Origin of the sequence: Azorhizobium oxalatiphilum (assembly GCF_014635325.1) — a bacterium.
GTDB classification, from domain to species: domain Bacteria; phylum Pseudomonadota; class Alphaproteobacteria; order Rhizobiales; family Xanthobacteraceae; genus Azorhizobium; species Azorhizobium oxalatiphilum.
On record NZ_BMCT01000003.1, the window covers coordinates 528,134 to 544,658 of the forward strand.

Sequence of the window (16,525 nt, forward strand, 5' to 3'; positions counted from 1 at the left end):
TCGCGGGGCGGCTTCGGCCGCTCCGCACCTTCCATCCCATCCACTCAGAGCCCGGGCCAGCGCCGGGCTCTTTTCGTTTCAGGAGCCTGATATGGCCGAATATCTCACCCGCTTCTCCTGCCTGCTCGACGTCGGCTCGGTCGCAAATGTCGTGCAGGCGTTCGACATCTACACCGCGCTGATGGCCGAGAACGGTCGCGAGGACCCGTCCGCCGAACCCTTCCTGCTCTCGCTCACGCCCGAGCATGGCGCGACACGCCTCTGGCTTCGCGACCCCGGAACCGCCGATCCGCAATTGCTGGTCACCTTCGTCACCCGCTGCGCCGAGGCGTTCGCGCTCTCCGGCACCTGGGGCTTTCAATGGGCCGGCATTGCCTCGGACCCTGTCGTTGACGGTTTTTCCGGCGGTGCCCATCTGCTCGATCTCTCCACCGGCCGCACGATCGAGTGGATCAGCACCGGCCGGTGGCTAGCTGAGGGAGCTGTGCGATGATTCCCGACCATGCGCGCGCCCGGCCTCACGGTCGGGCGTTTTTTATGTCGGCGGACGAGAGGAAGAGGACGGTCGGGACGGGTCGAGTCCGGGCGGTCGAGAGAGAGCGCCGCCGGGCTTGTCCCTTCTGCTCTCCCGAGGTTCCTCCCATGAACATTCTGTCTCCCGCGGCCCTTCCGGCTGCGCCTGTCACCCGTGCGTCTCCGATCCTCGCGGTCGCGCTACAGCTTCTCGATCATCTCGAACGCGGCCAGCGCGTCGATGCCGCGATCCTTCGTGCAGCGATGGAAACAGCCTTCGGCGCATCCGACACCAGCGGCGCCTGGGACTGGAAGGCGGCCTATGAGGCCTGCGAGGCCGCGACAGTCCTCTTCCTACGTAAATACGGAAAGGCGCTTTTCCGCAAAGCCGCATCTCCGGCTGCACGTTTCTCCGCTCTTTCAAAGATCGCCGGGCTCCTGCCGACGCATACCCGGCGCTCGGAGGAATCGCAGGCGCTCCAGCAGTTCTCGACGCCGGTGCCACTCGGACTTGCCGCTGTGGCGGCCGCCTCCATTGCTGCTGGCGACATCGTGCTGGAGCCGTCGGCTGGCACCGGCCTGCTCGCCATCCTGTCCGAGATATCAGGCGGAACGCTCCTCCTTAACGAGCTGGCCAAAACCCGCGCCGATCTGCTCGCTGCGCTGTTTCCGGACGTTGCCGTCACGCGCTTCGACGCGGCCCAGATCGACGATCACCTCGCGCCGGACGCCACCCCCACAGTCGTGCTGATGAACCCGCCATTCTCCGTCATGGCGAACGTCTCCGGTCGCATGGTCGACGCCGCCTATCGCCATGTCGCTTCAGCACTCGCCCGGCTCGCCGATGGCGGGCGGCTGGTGGCGATCACCGGCGCCAACTTCAGCCCCGACCACCCGGCTTGGGCAGCGGCCTTCGTCCGGCTTCAGGAGCGTGGCCGCGTCGTCTTCACCGCCGCCGTGGACGGCTCGGTCTATGCCAAGCACGGCACGACCATCGACACGCGGCTGACGGTCATCGACAAGCTGTCGGCCGACGATCGTTCGGCATTTCCCCCTTCGCCAGGTATCGCACCCGACGTCTCCACGCTGCTCGGCTGGATCGAGACACAGGTTCCGCCGCGTCCGACTTCAACCCTGCCGCCAGTGAAAACCTCGGCGTCCGCCGCGTCGCCCCGCACCATTCGCGGATACCGCGCCCGTACCACTGCCGCGCCCGCCACGCCCGCGTCCATCGAGCCGGAAGGCGTCGAACTCGCCTATGAAACCATGGAATGGACACCCGCCGAAGACGGCCGGATCACCGACGCGATCTATGAAGAATATGGATTGCAGGCGATCCGTATTCCCGGGGCGCAGGCCCATCCGACCAAGCTTGTGCAATCCGTCGCGATGGCGTCGGTCGCGCCACCCAGGCCGAGCTACCGGCCCTGGCTGCCTGCAAACATCGTCCCGGATGGCCTGCTCTCTGACGCCCAGCTGGAAACCGTCATCTACGCCGGCGAGGCGCATGCCGACTTCCTCGCCGGGTCGTGGACCCTCGACGAAACCTTCGACGTCGTCTCGGCCGCGAGCGACGATGCGCCGAACGCCGTGCGCTTCCGCCGGGGCTTCATGCTTGGCGACGGCACTGGCGCGGGCAAGGGTCGCCAGTCGGCTGGCATCATCCTCGACAACTGGATGCAGGGCCGCCGCAAGGCGGTGTGGATCTCCAAATCCGACAAACTGCTGGAGGACGCCCAGCGCGACTGGTCGGCCCTCGGCATGGAGCGCCTGCTGGTCACGCCGCTGTCGCGCTTTCCGCAGGGCAAGGACATCACGCTCTCGGAAGCCGTCCTATTCACCACCTATGCCACGCTACGGTCCGACGACCGGGGCGGGAAGCTTTCCCGCGTCAAGCAGATCGTCGAATGGTTGGGCTCCGACTTCGATGGAGTGATCATTTTCGACGAGAGCCACGCCATGCAGAACGCCGCAGGCGGCAAGGGAGAACGCGGCGACGTCGCCGCCTCGCAGCAGGGCCGTGCGGGCCTCCGGCTCCAGCATGCCCTGCCCAACGCGCGCATCGTCTATGTCTCGGCGACCGGCGCGACCACCGTCCACAATCTTGCCTATGCCCAACGGCTCGGTCTCTGGGGCGGCGAGGACTTCCCCTTCTCGACCCGCGCCGAATTCGTCGAGGCGATCGAGGACGGCGGCGTCGCGGCGATGGAGGTTCTGGCCCGCGACCTCCGCTCCCTTGGCCTCTACACGGCCCGGTCGCTCTCCTATGACGGCGTCGAATACGAACTGGTCGAGCACCAGCTAACCCCTGAGCAGGCGCGCATCTATGACGCCTATGCCGGGGCATTCGCCGTCATCCATAACAATCTCGACGCCGCAATGCAGGCCGCCAACATCACCGGCGGCCCTGATGGCAGCGGGGGCACGCTGAACCGGCAGGCCAAGTCCGCCGCCCGCTCGGCCTTCGAATCCGCCAAACAGCGCTTCTTCGGTCATCTCCTCACCAGCATGAAGACGCCGACCCTGATCCGCTCGATCGAGCAGGACCTGGTCGACGGCCATGCCGCCGTGATCCAGATCGTGTCGACCGGCGAAGCCCTGATGGAGCGCCGCCTCGCGGAGATCCCGACCGAGGAATGGAACGACGTCCGGGTGGATATCACCCCTCGCGAATACGTTCTGGATTATCTCGCTCATTCCTTCCCGGTGCAGCTCTATGAGCCCTTCACCGACAGCGAGGGCAATCTGTCGTCGCGTCCCGTGTTTCGCGACGGTCAACCCGTCGAGAGCCGCGACGCCGTCGCCCGCCGCGACCGTCTGATCGAGAGGCTCGCCTCGCTGCCGCCGGTCCCCGGCGCGCTCGACCAGATCATCCAGCGCTTCGGGACCGATATCGTGGCGGAGGTAACCGGACGCTCGCGCCGCATCGTCCGCAAGACCAGCCCCGGCGGCATCGACCGCCTTGCCGTGGAGAACCGCGCCGGACCGGCCAATCTCGCCGAGACTCAAGCGTTCATGGATGATCAGAAGCGTATCCTGATCTTCTCCGACGCCGGCGGCACCGGGCGCAGCTACCACGCCGATCTGTCGGCGCGGAACCAGCGGCTGCGCGTCCACTATCTGCTGGAGCCGGGGTGGAAAGCCGACGCCGCCATTCAGGGCCTGGGCCGCACCAACCGGACCAACCAGGCGCAGCCGCCGCTGTTCCGGCCGATCTCGACCGATGTGAAGGCCGAAAAGCGCTTCCTGTCGACCATCGCCCGCCGCCTCGACACACTCGGCGCAATCACGCGCGGCCAGCGCCAGACTGGCGGCCAGGGCCTGTTCCGGCCCGAGGATAATCTGGAATCGCACTACGCCCGCGACGCCCTGCGGCAGCTCTACCTGCTGCTGGTGCGCGGCAAGGTCGACGGCTGCTCGCTCCAGATGTTCGAGGACGCCACCGGCCTCTCGCTGATGGATTCCACCGGCATCAAGGACGAACTGCCGCCGATCACCACCTTCCTGAACAGGCTGTTGGCACTGACCATCGACCTTCAGGGTGTCCTGTTCACCGCGTTCGAGCGGCTGTTGAACGCCAAGATCGAAGGCGCCATCGCCTCGGGTAGCTATGACGTCGGGCTAGAGACATTGCAGGCCGAGAGCTTCATCGTCACCGACCGCCGAACCATCCATGTCCATCCGGGCACCGGGGCCGAAGCCAGGCTGCTGACCATCACCCAGCGCAGGCGCAACCGTCCCGTGACGCTGGCCGAGGCGCTCGACCATCTCGATGATCCGGGCGCGAAGCTGCTGGTCAACGAGCGTTCGGGCCGCGCCGCCGTGCAGATCCCGACCACCAGCATCATGCTGGACGATGGCGAGATCGAACGGCGCGTGCGGTTGATCCGACCGATGGAGGCGCACAACATCCCCATCAAGATGATGGATGAGACCCATTGGGTCGACGCGGACCGGGCGGGCTTCACCGCGGCATGGAACGCCGAGGTAGCCGAGGTGCCGGAGTATGCCGAAAGCACCATCCATGTCGTCAGCGGCCTATTGCTGCCGATCTGGAAGCGGCTGCCGAACGAGTCGACACGGGTCTATCGACTCCAGACCGACGACGGCGAGCGCATCGTTGGCCGCCGTGTCTCCCCTGCATGGGTAGCCGGCGCGCTCGCCACCGGCACATCGACCCTGACAGCGGACGACGCCTTCATGGCGCTGATGGATGGCAAGACCATCCTCGAACTGACCGAGGGTCTTCAATTTCGCCGCGTCCGGGTCATGGGCGCCAACCGCATCGAGCTGTCGGGTTTTACCGACGCCATGCGTGATTGCCTGCGCGCCTATGGGCTGTTTCACGAGATCATCTCGTGGAAGCTGCGGATGTTCGTGCCGACCGATACGACCGGCGCTGCGATCCTGACCAAGGTGCTGGAGCGCTATCCGATCGAGCGCGTTGGCGAGCGGGAGGCGGCGTGATGGCACGGCACGATGCCTCCGAATTGGCGATCCGTCTCGGCCGGCAGGCCGAGGCGGTGTGCCGCCACTACCTCTCTGCCGGTCATCGGGAGGGCCGCTATTGGCTGGTCGGCGATGTGCACAACACGCCCGGCCGCTCGATGTTCGTGCGGCTGAAGGGCGGCGAAACCGGCAAGGGCGCGGCCGGTAAATGGACCGACGCCGCCACCGGCGAGCATGGCGACCTGCTCGACGTCATCCGCGAGACCTGCGGCTTGATCGACTTCAAGGACGTCGCCGATGAGGCCCGCACCTTCCTGTCCATGCCGCATCCCGAACCGGACCGTCCGCATGGTGGCGAACGCACGTCACCGGCGCCGACCGGATCACCGGAAGCGGCACGTCGGCTGTTTGGCATGGCGCAGCCGATTTTGGGCACGCTCGTAAAGACGTATCTCCGCACACGCGGCATTACGGATTTACACGGAACCGGAAGCCTGCGTTTCCACCCCCGCTGCTACTACCGGCCCGACGAGCACTCCCCGACCGAGACCTGGCCAGCGATGATCGCATCGGTCACCGATCTCGACGGGCATCAGACCGGCGCGCATCGCACCTGGCTCGCACCTGACGGCTCGGACAAGGCCCCGATCGACACGCCGAGACGGGCGATAGGCGACCTTCTCGGGCATGCCGTTCGCTTCGGTGTGGCGGGCGAAGTGATGGCGGCGGGCGAAGGCATCGAGACGATGCTGTCGCTCAGGATGGCGCTGCCCACCATGCCGATGGCGGCGGCGCTCTCGGCGGCACATCTCTCGGCTATCCTCTTCCCCGACACGCTACGCCGGCTCTACATCGCCCGCGACAATGATCCGGCCGGCGACGGCGCGATGGCGACATTAATCGAAAGGGCGAACGCGGCCGGGATCGAGGCGGTCGCGGTGTCTCCAATACTGGGCGACTTCAACGAGGATCTCCGCCTGGCAGGTCTGGATAGCCTCCGGGCAGCGGCACGGGTGCAGATCGCGCCGCAGGACGTCGCACGCTTCATGGCACTGGTGGCATAGGCCGAGATGAGGTGTAGGCGGCGGGTAGCGCCGTCGTCGGCATCGCGCGGATGATCCCCAGGTCGGGGAGAACCGCGCCCCGGCCTTCGAGAGGGCGATCGGCCAGCAAACGGCCCGGACCCGCAATGCCTGCGGCGGACTATTTTCCGGCGCGGCCGAGAGCCGCTTTCCATCGCGAGGCAAAATAGCCCGCCTTCGTCATCCTCCGCTGTGCTCCGGCCCTCCGCTTCACTGCGGATGCAGGTCCGGCCCGCCCGCCGGCTTTCGTCGCCATGAAGGCCGCGAGGGTCGCGGTCGAACCGACGGAGCATCCCATGAGCGAGCACGATGACTACGAACCGCACCACGCCTCTTCTCCCACGGACCATGTCCTCAGCGAACTCCAGCTTTACGGCTACCGTCCCTTCACGGATGAACCCGATCCCCGACCACTTCCGGAGGGCGACCATGTCGCAGGCGCCATCGCCGACATCTTCGACGCCCTGATCGCCACCCTGGAGGACACCCGCCTAGAGCCCGACCTCGACGATCTCCTCTGGTCGACCGTCAACCTCTTCCACCGGGCCAACGAACGGATCGAGCGCGAGTTGGACGACAATGAACAGGCGCAGCGCCGCGGCCAGCGCGAACAGGACGGCAGCGAAGTGAAGGCCGTCGAACTGGAACGCCTGACGGCCGAGGGCCAGACCATGATCGAACGCCGCAACGCCTTCGAGCTGATGCGCGACCAGGCCGCCGAGCACTATGAGCGCCACACCGGGTCGAACTGGCGACCGCGCTCCGGATCGATGGTCAATCACCGCAACCTGACCTCGGCGATGATCGACAGCCGGGACTTTCTCGCCGCCAGGAAGCGGGCCGACAACGAGGTGCTGCTCCCCGCCGGTCCAAAGATCGCCTTCACCGGCGGGCTCGACTTCGACGATCACCGCCTGATCTGGGCCAAGCTCGATCAGGTTCACGCCAAGCACCCAGACATGGTGCTGTTGCACGGCAAGTCGCCGAAGGGCGCCGAGAAGATCGCGGCCAAATGGGCCGACGCCCGCAAGGTGCCACAGGTAGGTTTCGCCCCCGACTGGACGAAACATGCCAAGGCCGCGCCGTTCAAGCGCAACGATCAGATGCTCGACGTCCTGCCGATCGGGGTCATCGTCTTCCCCGGCACCGGCATCCAGGACAACCTTGCCGACAAGGCCAGAAAGCTCGGCGTCCCGGTCTTCGACTTTCGCCCGAAGGGAGGCGGCGCGTGAGCGCCGTCACCCCAGGTCGACGCCCCAGAACTCCAGCACCGCGAGCACTTCCTCCTTCGGATAATGGAGAAAGGCCGCATTCGTGAGGTCAGCCTTCAGCTTGCCCTTCCGCTTGGCAATCTCGCGCTCGATCCGCTCCCCGAACGGCGCTGTACCCGGCGGAAGCAGTCCAGGGCGCTCCGGACAAGGCCAACTCTTCGGATAGCCTTCGGGAATCCAGCCGTTCTTGACCTTCTCATATTGCTCGGCAACCGACGGATGCTCGCAAGCCCAGCCGTAAAGGTGGAAAGCGCACACTCGCAGCATCGCCTTGATTTCAGGCATCGTGTCCGTGAAGCCTTTGAGCGGGGTCGGCAGCCACACCATATTGGCGACGCAGGAGAAGTAGCGCAGATCCTGGACGACGCTGCTTTGCTGAGCGAACGAGGGATCGTCGTATCCCCAGATGTGACACACGGTCCAGTTCTTCGGCTTCGGCGCCGCGACGCCCAGAGCCGCCACGAGTGCATTGAGCGCGGCGACATTGCCCTCGAACTTCTCAGCGGTGATCTTGGTCGCCTTTTTCGTGTTCGTGTACCGGCGCGACCACGCAGCGTCATAGAGAGGCCGGCCGCGAGCCGTATGCGGCGCCCATACCGGCAGACGCCGGAAAGTCTCCGGATTCACCCACCGGGCCGTACGCTCGATCAGTTCGACCACTGCCGGAAGATCATCTCGAAGGGCGTCGTTGCCGTCTGGTATGTGAAATCCGGCTGCCATCGTTTGCTTGCGCCCTCCTGCCTTCCGACGCGGACGACCAGGACACGGCTCGAATCCAACGCAGTGAATTGCTGTGGGGCGATCCTAGCACTCGGTCGAAGCGAGAAACCATCCCCCGCTTCCATTGCGCTAATCCTTGGTCCAGCCGCTGGCCTGTCTCCATCAACCCGTAAAGGGTCGGACTACGCAAAGCGTGCCGCCGCTCCAGCTTCGCCTTCGCGGTGATTGCGGCCATCGGCCGGACACATCGGGCGCCTGTCGCGCGGGAGATGGTCTCCCGCCTCCAAGACAGGAGCCGGTCATATGTCCCTCAATCAAGCTCACGCCTTCGCCTTCAGCCTCGCCGCCACCCTCATGGTCTCGATCGTCATCTTCCAGGCCGGGGACGGCACCATGGGCGTCATGCCCGCTGGCGAATATGACGGCGAAGCCGCCGCCATCGTTCACGAGATCGACCCCTTCGCCCGCTAATCGCGGGCAAGGCGACAGGGCCGCAAGCGGAAGTCCCACGGGATTTCCGCTCCCGCCCTGCCTTCTCTTCGGCTATACTATCAATGCGCCGTGGTGGTGGTGGTGGCGCGACCGTCAGACCTTTATCTCACGGAGAACACCACTATGGTCTTCATCGGCATCCTCTCCGGCATCGCGGCGATCGGCGTCCTGTGCTGGCTTCTATTCACACTAGCTGTCTTCGCGCTGCCGTTCTTCGCGGGCGTCAGCGCCGGGACTTGGGCCTATAGCAGCGGCGCTGGTTGGCTCGGAGCGATCCTCGTCGGCCTCGCCGCCGCCGCAGTGACGCTCGGCCTCGGCCAGTTCCTGCTCGCCTTCATCCGTCCGCTCTGGATACGGCTCGCGATCGCACTCGCCTTCGTCGCGCCCGCGGCGCTCGCCGGCTACCACGCGACGCATGGCATCGTGAAACACACCATGCCCTCCGACATCTGGCAGCTCATCTTCTCAGTCATCGGCGCAATCGCCGTGGGCGTCACGGCGCTGATCCGGGTGACAGCCACGGCCACACCCGGGCCAACCGGGCAGACCTTCGTGCAAACCTGACATCGGTGCAGGCGGCGGCGGGATGGTCAATTGATGTCTTAGCGGTCGCGCCTTCCACGTCGCCAGGCTCGTTTGCAATCGCGCTGACCGGATCGACGGCTAACCCAACTGACGTGCCATGCCACCGGTGACGGTGCCGGGGGCAATGCCGTGACAGCGCGCAGACGGTGCGAGTGCCGGGAGGGGGCGATCTCGTAGGCGACGGGCAGGAATCGGCGGAACGTAGCGTCTGGCGGAGCTGGGTTTCCCCGCGGTACCAGGCGTCGCTACGGGTCCATCGGTTCGGTATGGTCGCCACGTTCTCCTGTGATGCGTCTCTGTCATGTCGACCGCTCCAAAACGGCCTCTTCAATGGGCTGATCTGGCCGAAGGTCGGCTGCGCCTCGATCGCCTATGCCGCAACAGCGGCGTCGAAACTTTCTTCCCCTGCCGGCTGCGCCGTCATTCCTCGCGAGGCAAGAAAGCCTCTCCTTTGCTGTCAGGCCCCTGCGGGGTGCGCCGTCAATCGCCTCCGGCCTCTCGATCGCCATCGAGGCCGCAATGGTGCGGCTCGGAACAGCGTTCAAGGAGAACTACCATGGCGACCATCGGCACCTTCAAGAAGACCGGCAACAACGAGTTCACCGGCGAAATCGTCACCCTCAGCGTCCAGACCAAGAATGTCCGCATCGTCCCCGAGGCTCGCGCCACCGGCGAGAACGCCCCCAGCCACCGCGTGTTCGTCGGCCGCGCCGAGATCGGCGCCGCCTGGTCCAAGACCTCCAACGAAGGGCGCGCCTATCTGGGCCTGAAGCTCGACGACCCCAGCTTCAACGCCCCGATCTACGCTAACCTCTTCGACGACGAGGAAGGCGAGACCCTCTCGCTCATCTGGTCCCGTCCCAACGGGCGCCGGGGCGACTGAGGCCCCGCGCGAGGCCCCGACCGGAAGGCCGGGGCCTCGGCTTTGCTGCGACCGAATCAGTTGCGATGTCGGCGGCCTGACAGAGGGCAAATAAGCACTTCCGACTGGAATACGCTACCAAGAACGACTATTATAGATGGGGTATTCGGACTGCGAACACTGGACAGCCTTCAAAGGTGCTCTGCAGACGTTCGGTGCTGTATTACTCCGAAAAGAATGATTACCAGCACCACATTGACAAGTGAGACGGCGAAGAGCGTGGCAAGCATTCCGTTCGCTCCGAGTCCATCAATCAGCATGGCTCCCACCGACGGCGAAGCGGCCTGCCCAATGAGGCTCGGCATGGCGATCCGACCCATGATCGCGGGATAGTGCCGCTCCCCGAATACCGCGAGCGGCAGCGTGCCGCGGGCGATCGACTCGATGCCGATGCCGGCGCCGTAGAATATGAGCGCCGCCGCCACGATCGGCAGTCCCAGCCAGAGTAGCCCGACGCCGATCGCGACGCAGACCGTGGAGGCGAACTTGGTCCAGATCGGATGGTGGAACCGGCTGATCAGCATTTCAATCGTTCGTGCTCCGACTTGCGCCGGCCCGACGATTGCGCCGAGCGCCACCGCCGCGGCGAGTGCGATGTCACGCGCCTGCAAGATAGTCAGCAGATGGACGGAGAGCAGCGCGGAAATCATTGAGCTGATCATGATGACGAGCGCAATCAATGCGAACAGCAACTTCGATCCTGGAGGCACCGGCAGATCGATGCTGGTTTCGCGATCCTCGTCTATCACGGGTGCTATGTTCTTTCTCGGCTCCCTTGGAAGCGCGAAGACATAGAGCGGCAACAGAACTGCTAGATGGATGCCAGCATAGATCAGGCAGGTGATCCGCCAGCCGAATTCGGAAACGAAGTACGCGGAGAGCGGCCAGCAAATCGTGCTGGCGAAACCGCCGAACAGGGTCAGTGTCGTGATGGCTGTGCGGGCACGCTGGCCATAGAGCCGACCAAGCGTGGCGAATGCAGCATCGTATAGGCCGGCGCCCATCCCGACGCCGAGCACAAGCCAAGAGGCGATGTAAAGCGGCAGATTTGGCGAAAGCGCTAGGCCGATCAGTCCAAGGGCGAGGAAGACAGCGCTTGTCGCCAGGACAAGACGACCACCGAGGCGTTGGATGCTGTCCCCAACACGGGGCGAGATGACGCCGGCGACCAGCAGGCCGAGCGACAGTCCGCCGACAACCCATGCCAGAGGCCAGCCCGTATCGCCGGCGATCGGCGTCGCGAGCACCGCGAGCAGATAATAGGACGAGCCCCAAGCGAGGATCTGCGTTACGCCGAGGACGGGAATGATGGTGCGCAGAGCAGGTGCCCCGTCATTCGATGAAAGTGCTTCAGTGGCCAAAGCGCTCACGCCGCGACCCCACAGCCGCAACCCGATTTCCCTTCGTCCTTGGCGACGGCATCCGCCACGCAACAGGCATCGACGCTGCTTGGTGCCGGACCGCCGCAGCAACCCGCGGTCTCGCTGCCTTCCACGGAGAATGTCGTGGTGCAGACACCCGTCTCCGGGAGCACAAGCTCAACATTGTCGGCCGCCGCCAAATCGCCTGCGAGGGCGGCAGCGATCGAGCGGACCTGCTCATAGCCCGTCAACAGGAGGAAGGTAGGTGCGCGGCCATAGCTTTTGATGCCGACGGTGTAGAAGCCCTGCTCAACATGCGCGAGTTCGCGATGTCCGTGCGGCGGCACCGAACCGCAGGAATGTTCGTTCGGGTCGATCAGCGGCCCGAGCGCTTTGGTGCTTTCAAGCCACGGATCGAGATCGAGCCGCAGTTCGCGTGTCATCGAAAGGTCCGGCCGCTGGCCGGTTGCCGCGATGATCCGGTCGACGGGTCCAATCGTCTTCGGCCCCTCGGCCGTCTCACCTTCGACGATGATCCGACCGCCTTCCTCGCGCAGGCCAAGGATCGCGAAACCCGAAACGAGCGGCACGCGACCGCTTTCAACCAGTTCCCTCGTTTCGGCGCCAAGCTCGCCGCGCGCCGGCAACTGATCGGCGTCGCCTCCGCCATAGATCCGGATGAGATTGGTGCTGCGGGTTGCCCATATGGCCTTTGTCGTGAGTTCGGTCTCCGCGAGGCGCGTGAGATCAAGTAGGGCGTTGGCAGCAGAGTGACCCGCGCCGACCACCAGCGTGGTGCGTCCTGCATAAATATTTCGATGCCGCCCGACGACATCGGGAATACCGTACGCGATCCGGTCGCCGAACTCAGCCTCTCCGTTGGCCGACAAACCGCTGGCGCCAAGCGGGTTGGGGTTCGTCCATGTGCCGGAGGCGTCGATGACGGCGCGGGCGAGGTCGCGACGAGATCCCGTCGCCGTCTTTATCGACAGGACGAAAGGCTTTTCCTCGCGTCCGCGGCTGACGACCTTGTCGAGACCGAGCCGGGAGATCGCAACGACGCGAGCGCCGGTTTCGATCACGCCCAAAAGTTCGGGCGTCGAGGCGAGTGGTTCCAGGTAGTTGGTTACGATCTCGCCGCCGGTTGGGAAGATATCAGGTTCCGGCAGGTGCCACCCTTGGCGTTCGAGCAGCTTCGTCGCTGCGGGATCGACGCAGTAGCGCCAGGGCGTGAAGACGCGAACATGGCCCCAGTCGCGCAGATTGGCACCGACGACATCCCCGGCTTCATAGACTTTGATCGGCATGCCCCGCGCGACGAGGTGCGCTGCGGCGGCCAGACCGACCGGTCCGCCGCCTATCACGGCTATCGGGAGGGATTCCAGAGCTTGCTTTGTCATATTCCATCCTTCCGGGATTATCGAAATAAAAGGGCAAAAAATACAAATCAGGCGGCAGCCTCTCCTTCGCCCACGGCACAAGGTGCATCGACACAGCATTCGTCCACGAGGAAGCCGACAAGGCTGTCCATGGCCGGATAGTTGGCGCGGCAGATCAACGTGGTCGCCTGACGCTCCTGCGTCACCAAGCCGGTCAGGATCAATCGGTGCAGGTGATGCGAGAGCGTCGAGGCGGCGATCCCAAGCTTCTCCTGCAGGCTGCCCACGGGCAACCCGCTATCGCCGGCCCGCACGAGCGTTCGATAAACCTGAAGCCGCGTCGGATTGCCGAGGGCTTCTAGCTGTTTTGCTGCTTGTTCGATGTTCATGGAAATAAGCTATCGCCTTGCAGGCGAAAGGTCAAAGGCTATTTCGACGATCGTTGAAATAGCCTTTGTGTCAGATCGCAGAGAGCTTCACCCGCTCGGACAGCTTCTCGGCGGCTTCCTTGCGCTCGCTATAGCGGTCGGTGAGATAATGCGAGACGTCGCGGGTCAGCAGCGTGAACTTGACCAGTTCCTCCATCACGTCGACCACGCGATCGTAATAGGAGGACGGCCTCATCCGCCCCGCCTCATCGAACTCCTCGTAGGCCTTCGCGACGGAAGACTGGTTAGGGATCGTCACCATACGCATCCAGCGGCCGAGCACCCGAAGCTGGTTGACCGCGTTGAAGCTCTGCGAGCCGCCGGAGACCTGCATGACGGCCAGTGTCCGGCCCTGAGTCGGCCGCACCGCGCCGACCGAGAGCGGTATCCAGTCGATCTGCGCCTTCATCACGCCGCTCATGGCGCCATGCCGTTCCGGGCTGGTCCAGACCTGTCCCTCGGACCACAAGGACAGTTCACGCAGTTCTTGCACCTTCGGATGGTCGGTCGCGGCTCCATCGGGCAGCGGCAGCCCATGCGGATCAAAGATGCGGGTTTCCGCGCCGAAGTGCTTGAGCAGACGTTCGGCCTCCAGCGTCAGGAACCGGCTATAGGAGCGTTCGCGCAGCGATCCATAGAGCAGCAGGATGCGCGCTGGATGCGTCGAGGGCGTCGCGCGCAGCCGGTCGATGGTCGGCGCGTCGAGGCTATCGACAACAACATTGGCAAGATCGTTCGGCATCAACGGTGGGCCTCGGCAATCGCCGCGACCTTGTCGCCGCGCTCGTACCAGCCCTTGGATCTGTTCACGATCCAGACGACGGTGAGCATCACCGGGACTTCAATCAGCACGCCGACGACGGTCGCGAGCGCAGCTCCTGAGTGGAAGCCGAACAGGCTGATGGCGGCGGCAACCGCCAGCTCGAAGAAATTCGACGCGCCGATCAGCGCCGATGGCCCGGCGACACAATGCTGCTCACCGGCAACGCGATTGAGGATATAGGCCAGCCCAGCGTTGAAATAGACCTGGATCAGGATCGGCACCGCGAGAAGCGCGATCACCAGCGGCTGTGCGATGATCTGTTCGCCCTGGAAACCGAACAGCAGGACCAGCGTCGCCAGCAGCGCGACAAGTGAGACCGGGCCGAGCTTGCCCAGCAGCCGGTCGAGCGCGACTTGTCCGCCGGTCGCCAACAGTCGGCGCCGGAGAAGCTGCGCAATGATCACCGGAATGACGATATACAGCACGACCGACAGGACGAGCGTGCCCCATGGCACGGTGATTGCGGAGAGCCCGAGCAGCAAGCCGACGATCGGCGCAAAGGCCACGACCATGATGGCGTCGTTAAGGGCCACCTGGCTCAGCGTGAAATGCGGTTCGCCCTTGGTCAGGTTCGACCAGACGAACACCATTGCGGTGCAGGGCGCGGCGGCAAGGATTATGAGGCCGGCGATGTAGCTATCGATCTGGTCGGCCGGCAGGTGCGGCCGGAACAGGTAGCCGATGAACAGCCAGCCAAGCAGCGCCATCGAGAACGGCTTGATCGCCCAATTGATGAACAGGGTGACGCCGATGCCGCGCCAATGCCGGCCGACTTCGCCGAGTGCGGCGAAATCGATCTTCAGCAGCATCGGGATAACCATCAGCCAGATCAGCACGGCGACGGGCAGATTGACCTTGGCGATCTCAGCAGCCCCGATCACCTGAAACGCGCCGGGCATGATGTGCCCGAGCGCTATGCCGACGACGATGCAGAGGGCGACCCAGAGGGTCAGATAGCGTTCAAATGTGGACATGGTTCTTCCTCACGCCGTCGCGACGCGGCGGCCGTGCTCGTCGATAACGCGCTCGCCGTCTTCCTTGATGAATTCGCCCCGTTGCGCTGGCAGTAAGTCGAGCACTTCTTCGGACGGCCGGCAGAGCTTCACGCTCTTCGGCGTCACGACGATCGGACGATTGATCAAGATCGGATGCGCCAGCATCGCGTCGAGAAGCTCGTCATCCGTCAAGCCGAGATCGCCAAGACCGAGTTCGGCATACGGGGAGCCCTTTTCCCGCAGTAGGTCGCGCGTGGAAATCCCCATCCGCGTGATGAGCTGGACCAGCATCGTGCGCGACGGCGGTGTCTTGAGATATTCGATGACGTGCGGCTCGACGCCGGCATTGCGGATCAGCGCGAGCGTGTTGCGCGAGGTGCCGCAGTCGGGGTTGTGATAGATGATGACATCCATGATCGACCTCACGCCGCACTGTGGCGGGGCGAGGTTGCCCCTTCGGATTGGCCGATTTCGGTGAGCTTTGCCCTGAGCGAGGTCTTGTCGAGGCTGGCTACCGGCAAGGCCGCGAAAACCGAAATCCGATTCCTGAGATAACGCAGAGCAGCGACAAAGGCGGCCTGCTTCTGGATATCCGTGCCTTCGACGGCGGCGGGGTCCTCGATTCCCCAATGGGCGGTCATCGGCTGGCCCGGCCACACGGGGCATGCTTCACCTGCGGCGTTGTCGCAAACGGTGAACACGAAATCCATCACCGGCGCGTCAGCGGTTGCGAACTCGTCCCAAGCCTTCGAGCGAAAGCCTTTGGCCGGATAGTCGAAGCTCTCCAGCACCTTCAGCGCGAAGGGATTGACGGTCCCCTTCGGCTGGCTGCCGGCTGAGAAAGCACGGAAACGACCGCCACCTTCCTTATTGAGAATGCTCTCGGCGAGGATCGAGCGTGCCGAATTGCCGGTGCAAAGGAAGAGAACGTTGTAAACGCGGTCAGTCATGGGCGGCCTCCTTGATGGCTCCATTTCGGGGGGTGCAGCAGGGCGTCAGGTCGGCGATCAAGGGCGCGCAAATCTCAGGCCGCCCGCCGCAGCAATCTTTCACGAGGTAGCCGGCCAACTCCCGCACGGCGTCGAGCTTCGCCCGGTAGATGATCGAGCGACTGTGCCGCTCGGCTTCAATCAGTCCGGCGCGCGTCAGGACGGCGAGATGCGTCGACATGGTATTGTGGGGCACGGCCATGTGACGTGCGATATCGCCAGCCGGCAGGCCCTCCGGCTCGTGCTCGATTAACAGCCGGAAGACGTCGAGCCGGGTCGATTGAGCGAGCGCCGCGAAGGCGAGAATGGCTTGTTCTGATTCCATATGTCGAGACTAATCGACATATTTGCGAGGCACAAGGCCCTTTATCGGGATCTAATCGACTCACTGCGTTAAGAGAACGCGATGACCTATGCTTGGGCCGCAGCCCAATCCACGCCGACACATAAGGCTCAAGCTTAGAGGGCGTTTGAGAAGGATTCCCAAGACGGGTTTTGCGTGATTCATAGGCCGTC

At 64.5% G+C, this 16,525-nt stretch carries 16 protein-coding genes; 7 read left to right on the forward strand and 9 right to left on the reverse strand.

Translation table 11 applies throughout. From position 1 onward, the window contains the following. The first annotated feature begins 91 nt into the window (after positions 1–91). The 4 genes from IEW24_RS14360 (at position 92) to IEW24_RS14375 (ending at position 7,276) form a co-directional block, all read left to right on the forward strand. Positions 92–493, forward strand: a complete 402-nt coding sequence (locus IEW24_RS14360; RefSeq protein WP_188579649.1) for a hypothetical protein — start codon at positions 92–94, stop codon at positions 491–493. 149 nt (positions 494–642) lie between these two features. Next, complete coding sequence (locus IEW24_RS14365) at positions 643–4,980, forward strand: strawberry notch family protein (RefSeq protein ID WP_188579651.1); 4,338 nt, start codon at positions 643–645, stop codon at positions 4,978–4,980. Further along, positions 4,980–6,026: a DUF7146 domain-containing protein gene (locus IEW24_RS14370; protein ID WP_188579653.1), complete on the forward strand. Its 1,047-nt coding sequence runs from the start codon at positions 4,980–4,982 to the stop codon at positions 6,024–6,026. The genes IEW24_RS14365 and IEW24_RS14370 overlap by 1 nt, the downstream gene beginning before the upstream one ends. A gap of 314 nt (positions 6,027–6,340) precedes the next feature. Further along, positions 6,341–7,276, forward strand: coding sequence for a DUF2493 domain-containing protein (locus IEW24_RS14375; RefSeq protein WP_188579656.1), 936 nt, complete (start codon positions 6,341–6,343; stop codon positions 7,274–7,276). A gap of 6 nt (positions 7,277–7,282) precedes the next feature. On the opposite strand, the gene IEW24_RS14380 is transcribed toward IEW24_RS14375, so the two are convergent. Beyond that, positions 7,283–7,975 carry a hypothetical protein gene (locus tag IEW24_RS14380; RefSeq protein WP_244644405.1) on the reverse strand — a complete coding sequence of 231 codons (693 nt, stop codon included), beginning with the start codon at positions 7,973–7,975 and terminating at the stop codon, positions 7,283–7,285. A gap of 363 nt (positions 7,976–8,338) precedes the next feature. On the opposite strand from IEW24_RS14380, the gene IEW24_RS14385 reads away from it, so the two are divergent. The 3 genes from IEW24_RS14385 (at position 8,339) to IEW24_RS14395 (ending at position 9,995) form a co-directional block, all read left to right on the forward strand. After that, positions 8,339–8,506, forward strand: coding sequence for a hypothetical protein (locus tag IEW24_RS14385; protein WP_162833680.1), 168 nt, complete (start codon positions 8,339–8,341; stop codon positions 8,504–8,506). Positions 8,507–8,650: 144 nt separating this feature from the next. After that, a complete protein-coding gene (locus IEW24_RS14390) occupies positions 8,651–9,091 on the forward strand; it encodes a hypothetical protein (protein WP_188579660.1) in 441 nt (146 codons plus the stop codon). A 577-nt stretch (positions 9,092–9,668) separates the two neighbouring features. Continuing rightward, positions 9,669–9,995, forward strand: a complete 327-nt coding sequence (locus IEW24_RS14395) for a DUF736 domain-containing protein (RefSeq protein ID WP_031310163.1) — start codon at positions 9,669–9,671, stop codon at positions 9,993–9,995. A 170-nt stretch (positions 9,996–10,165) separates the two neighbouring features. Here the strand turns inward: IEW24_RS14395 and IEW24_RS14400 are convergent, their stop codons facing one another. The 8 genes from IEW24_RS14400 to IEW24_RS14435 form a co-directional block, all read right to left on the reverse strand. Continuing rightward, entirely contained in the window at positions 10,166–11,404 is a 1,239-nt protein-coding gene (locus IEW24_RS14400) for an MFS transporter (RefSeq protein WP_244644406.1), read from the reverse strand. Further along, the gene (locus IEW24_RS14405) at positions 11,401–12,795 is read right to left on the reverse strand and encodes an NAD(P)-binding protein (RefSeq protein WP_188579662.1); all 1,395 of its coding nucleotides are present in this window, start codon (positions 12,793–12,795) and stop codon (positions 11,401–11,403) included. Before IEW24_RS14405 ends, IEW24_RS14400 begins: the two co-directional genes overlap by 4 nt. Positions 12,796–12,842: 47 nt before the next feature. Further along, positions 12,843–13,163, reverse strand: coding sequence for an ArsR/SmtB family transcription factor (locus IEW24_RS14410; RefSeq protein WP_188579665.1), 321 nt, complete (start codon positions 13,161–13,163; stop codon positions 12,843–12,845). 70 nt (positions 13,164–13,233) lie between these two features. Next, positions 13,234–13,944, reverse strand: a complete 711-nt coding sequence (gene arsH / locus IEW24_RS14415) for an arsenical resistance protein ArsH (protein ID WP_188579667.1) — start codon at positions 13,942–13,944, stop codon at positions 13,234–13,236. Beyond that, positions 13,944–14,999: an ACR3 family arsenite efflux transporter gene (gene arsB / locus IEW24_RS14420; protein WP_188579669.1), complete on the reverse strand. Its 1,056-nt coding sequence runs from the start codon at positions 14,997–14,999 to the stop codon at positions 13,944–13,946. The genes arsH and arsB overlap by 1 nt, the downstream gene beginning before the upstream one ends. Positions 15,000–15,008: 9 nt before the next feature. Further along, positions 15,009–15,434: an arsenate reductase (glutaredoxin) gene (arsC, locus tag IEW24_RS14425; protein WP_188579671.1), complete on the reverse strand. Its 426-nt coding sequence runs from the start codon at positions 15,432–15,434 to the stop codon at positions 15,009–15,011. An 8-nt stretch (positions 15,435–15,442) separates the two neighbouring features. Continuing rightward, the gene (locus IEW24_RS14430) at positions 15,443–15,970 is read right to left on the reverse strand and encodes an arsenate reductase ArsC (RefSeq protein ID WP_188579672.1); all 528 of its coding nucleotides are present in this window, start codon (positions 15,968–15,970) and stop codon (positions 15,443–15,445) included. After that, positions 15,963–16,334, reverse strand: a complete 372-nt coding sequence (locus tag IEW24_RS14435) for an ArsR/SmtB family transcription factor (protein ID WP_188579674.1) — start codon at positions 16,332–16,334, stop codon at positions 15,963–15,965. The genes IEW24_RS14430 and IEW24_RS14435 overlap by 8 nt, the downstream gene beginning before the upstream one ends. Positions 16,335–16,525: the final 191 nt, after the last annotated feature.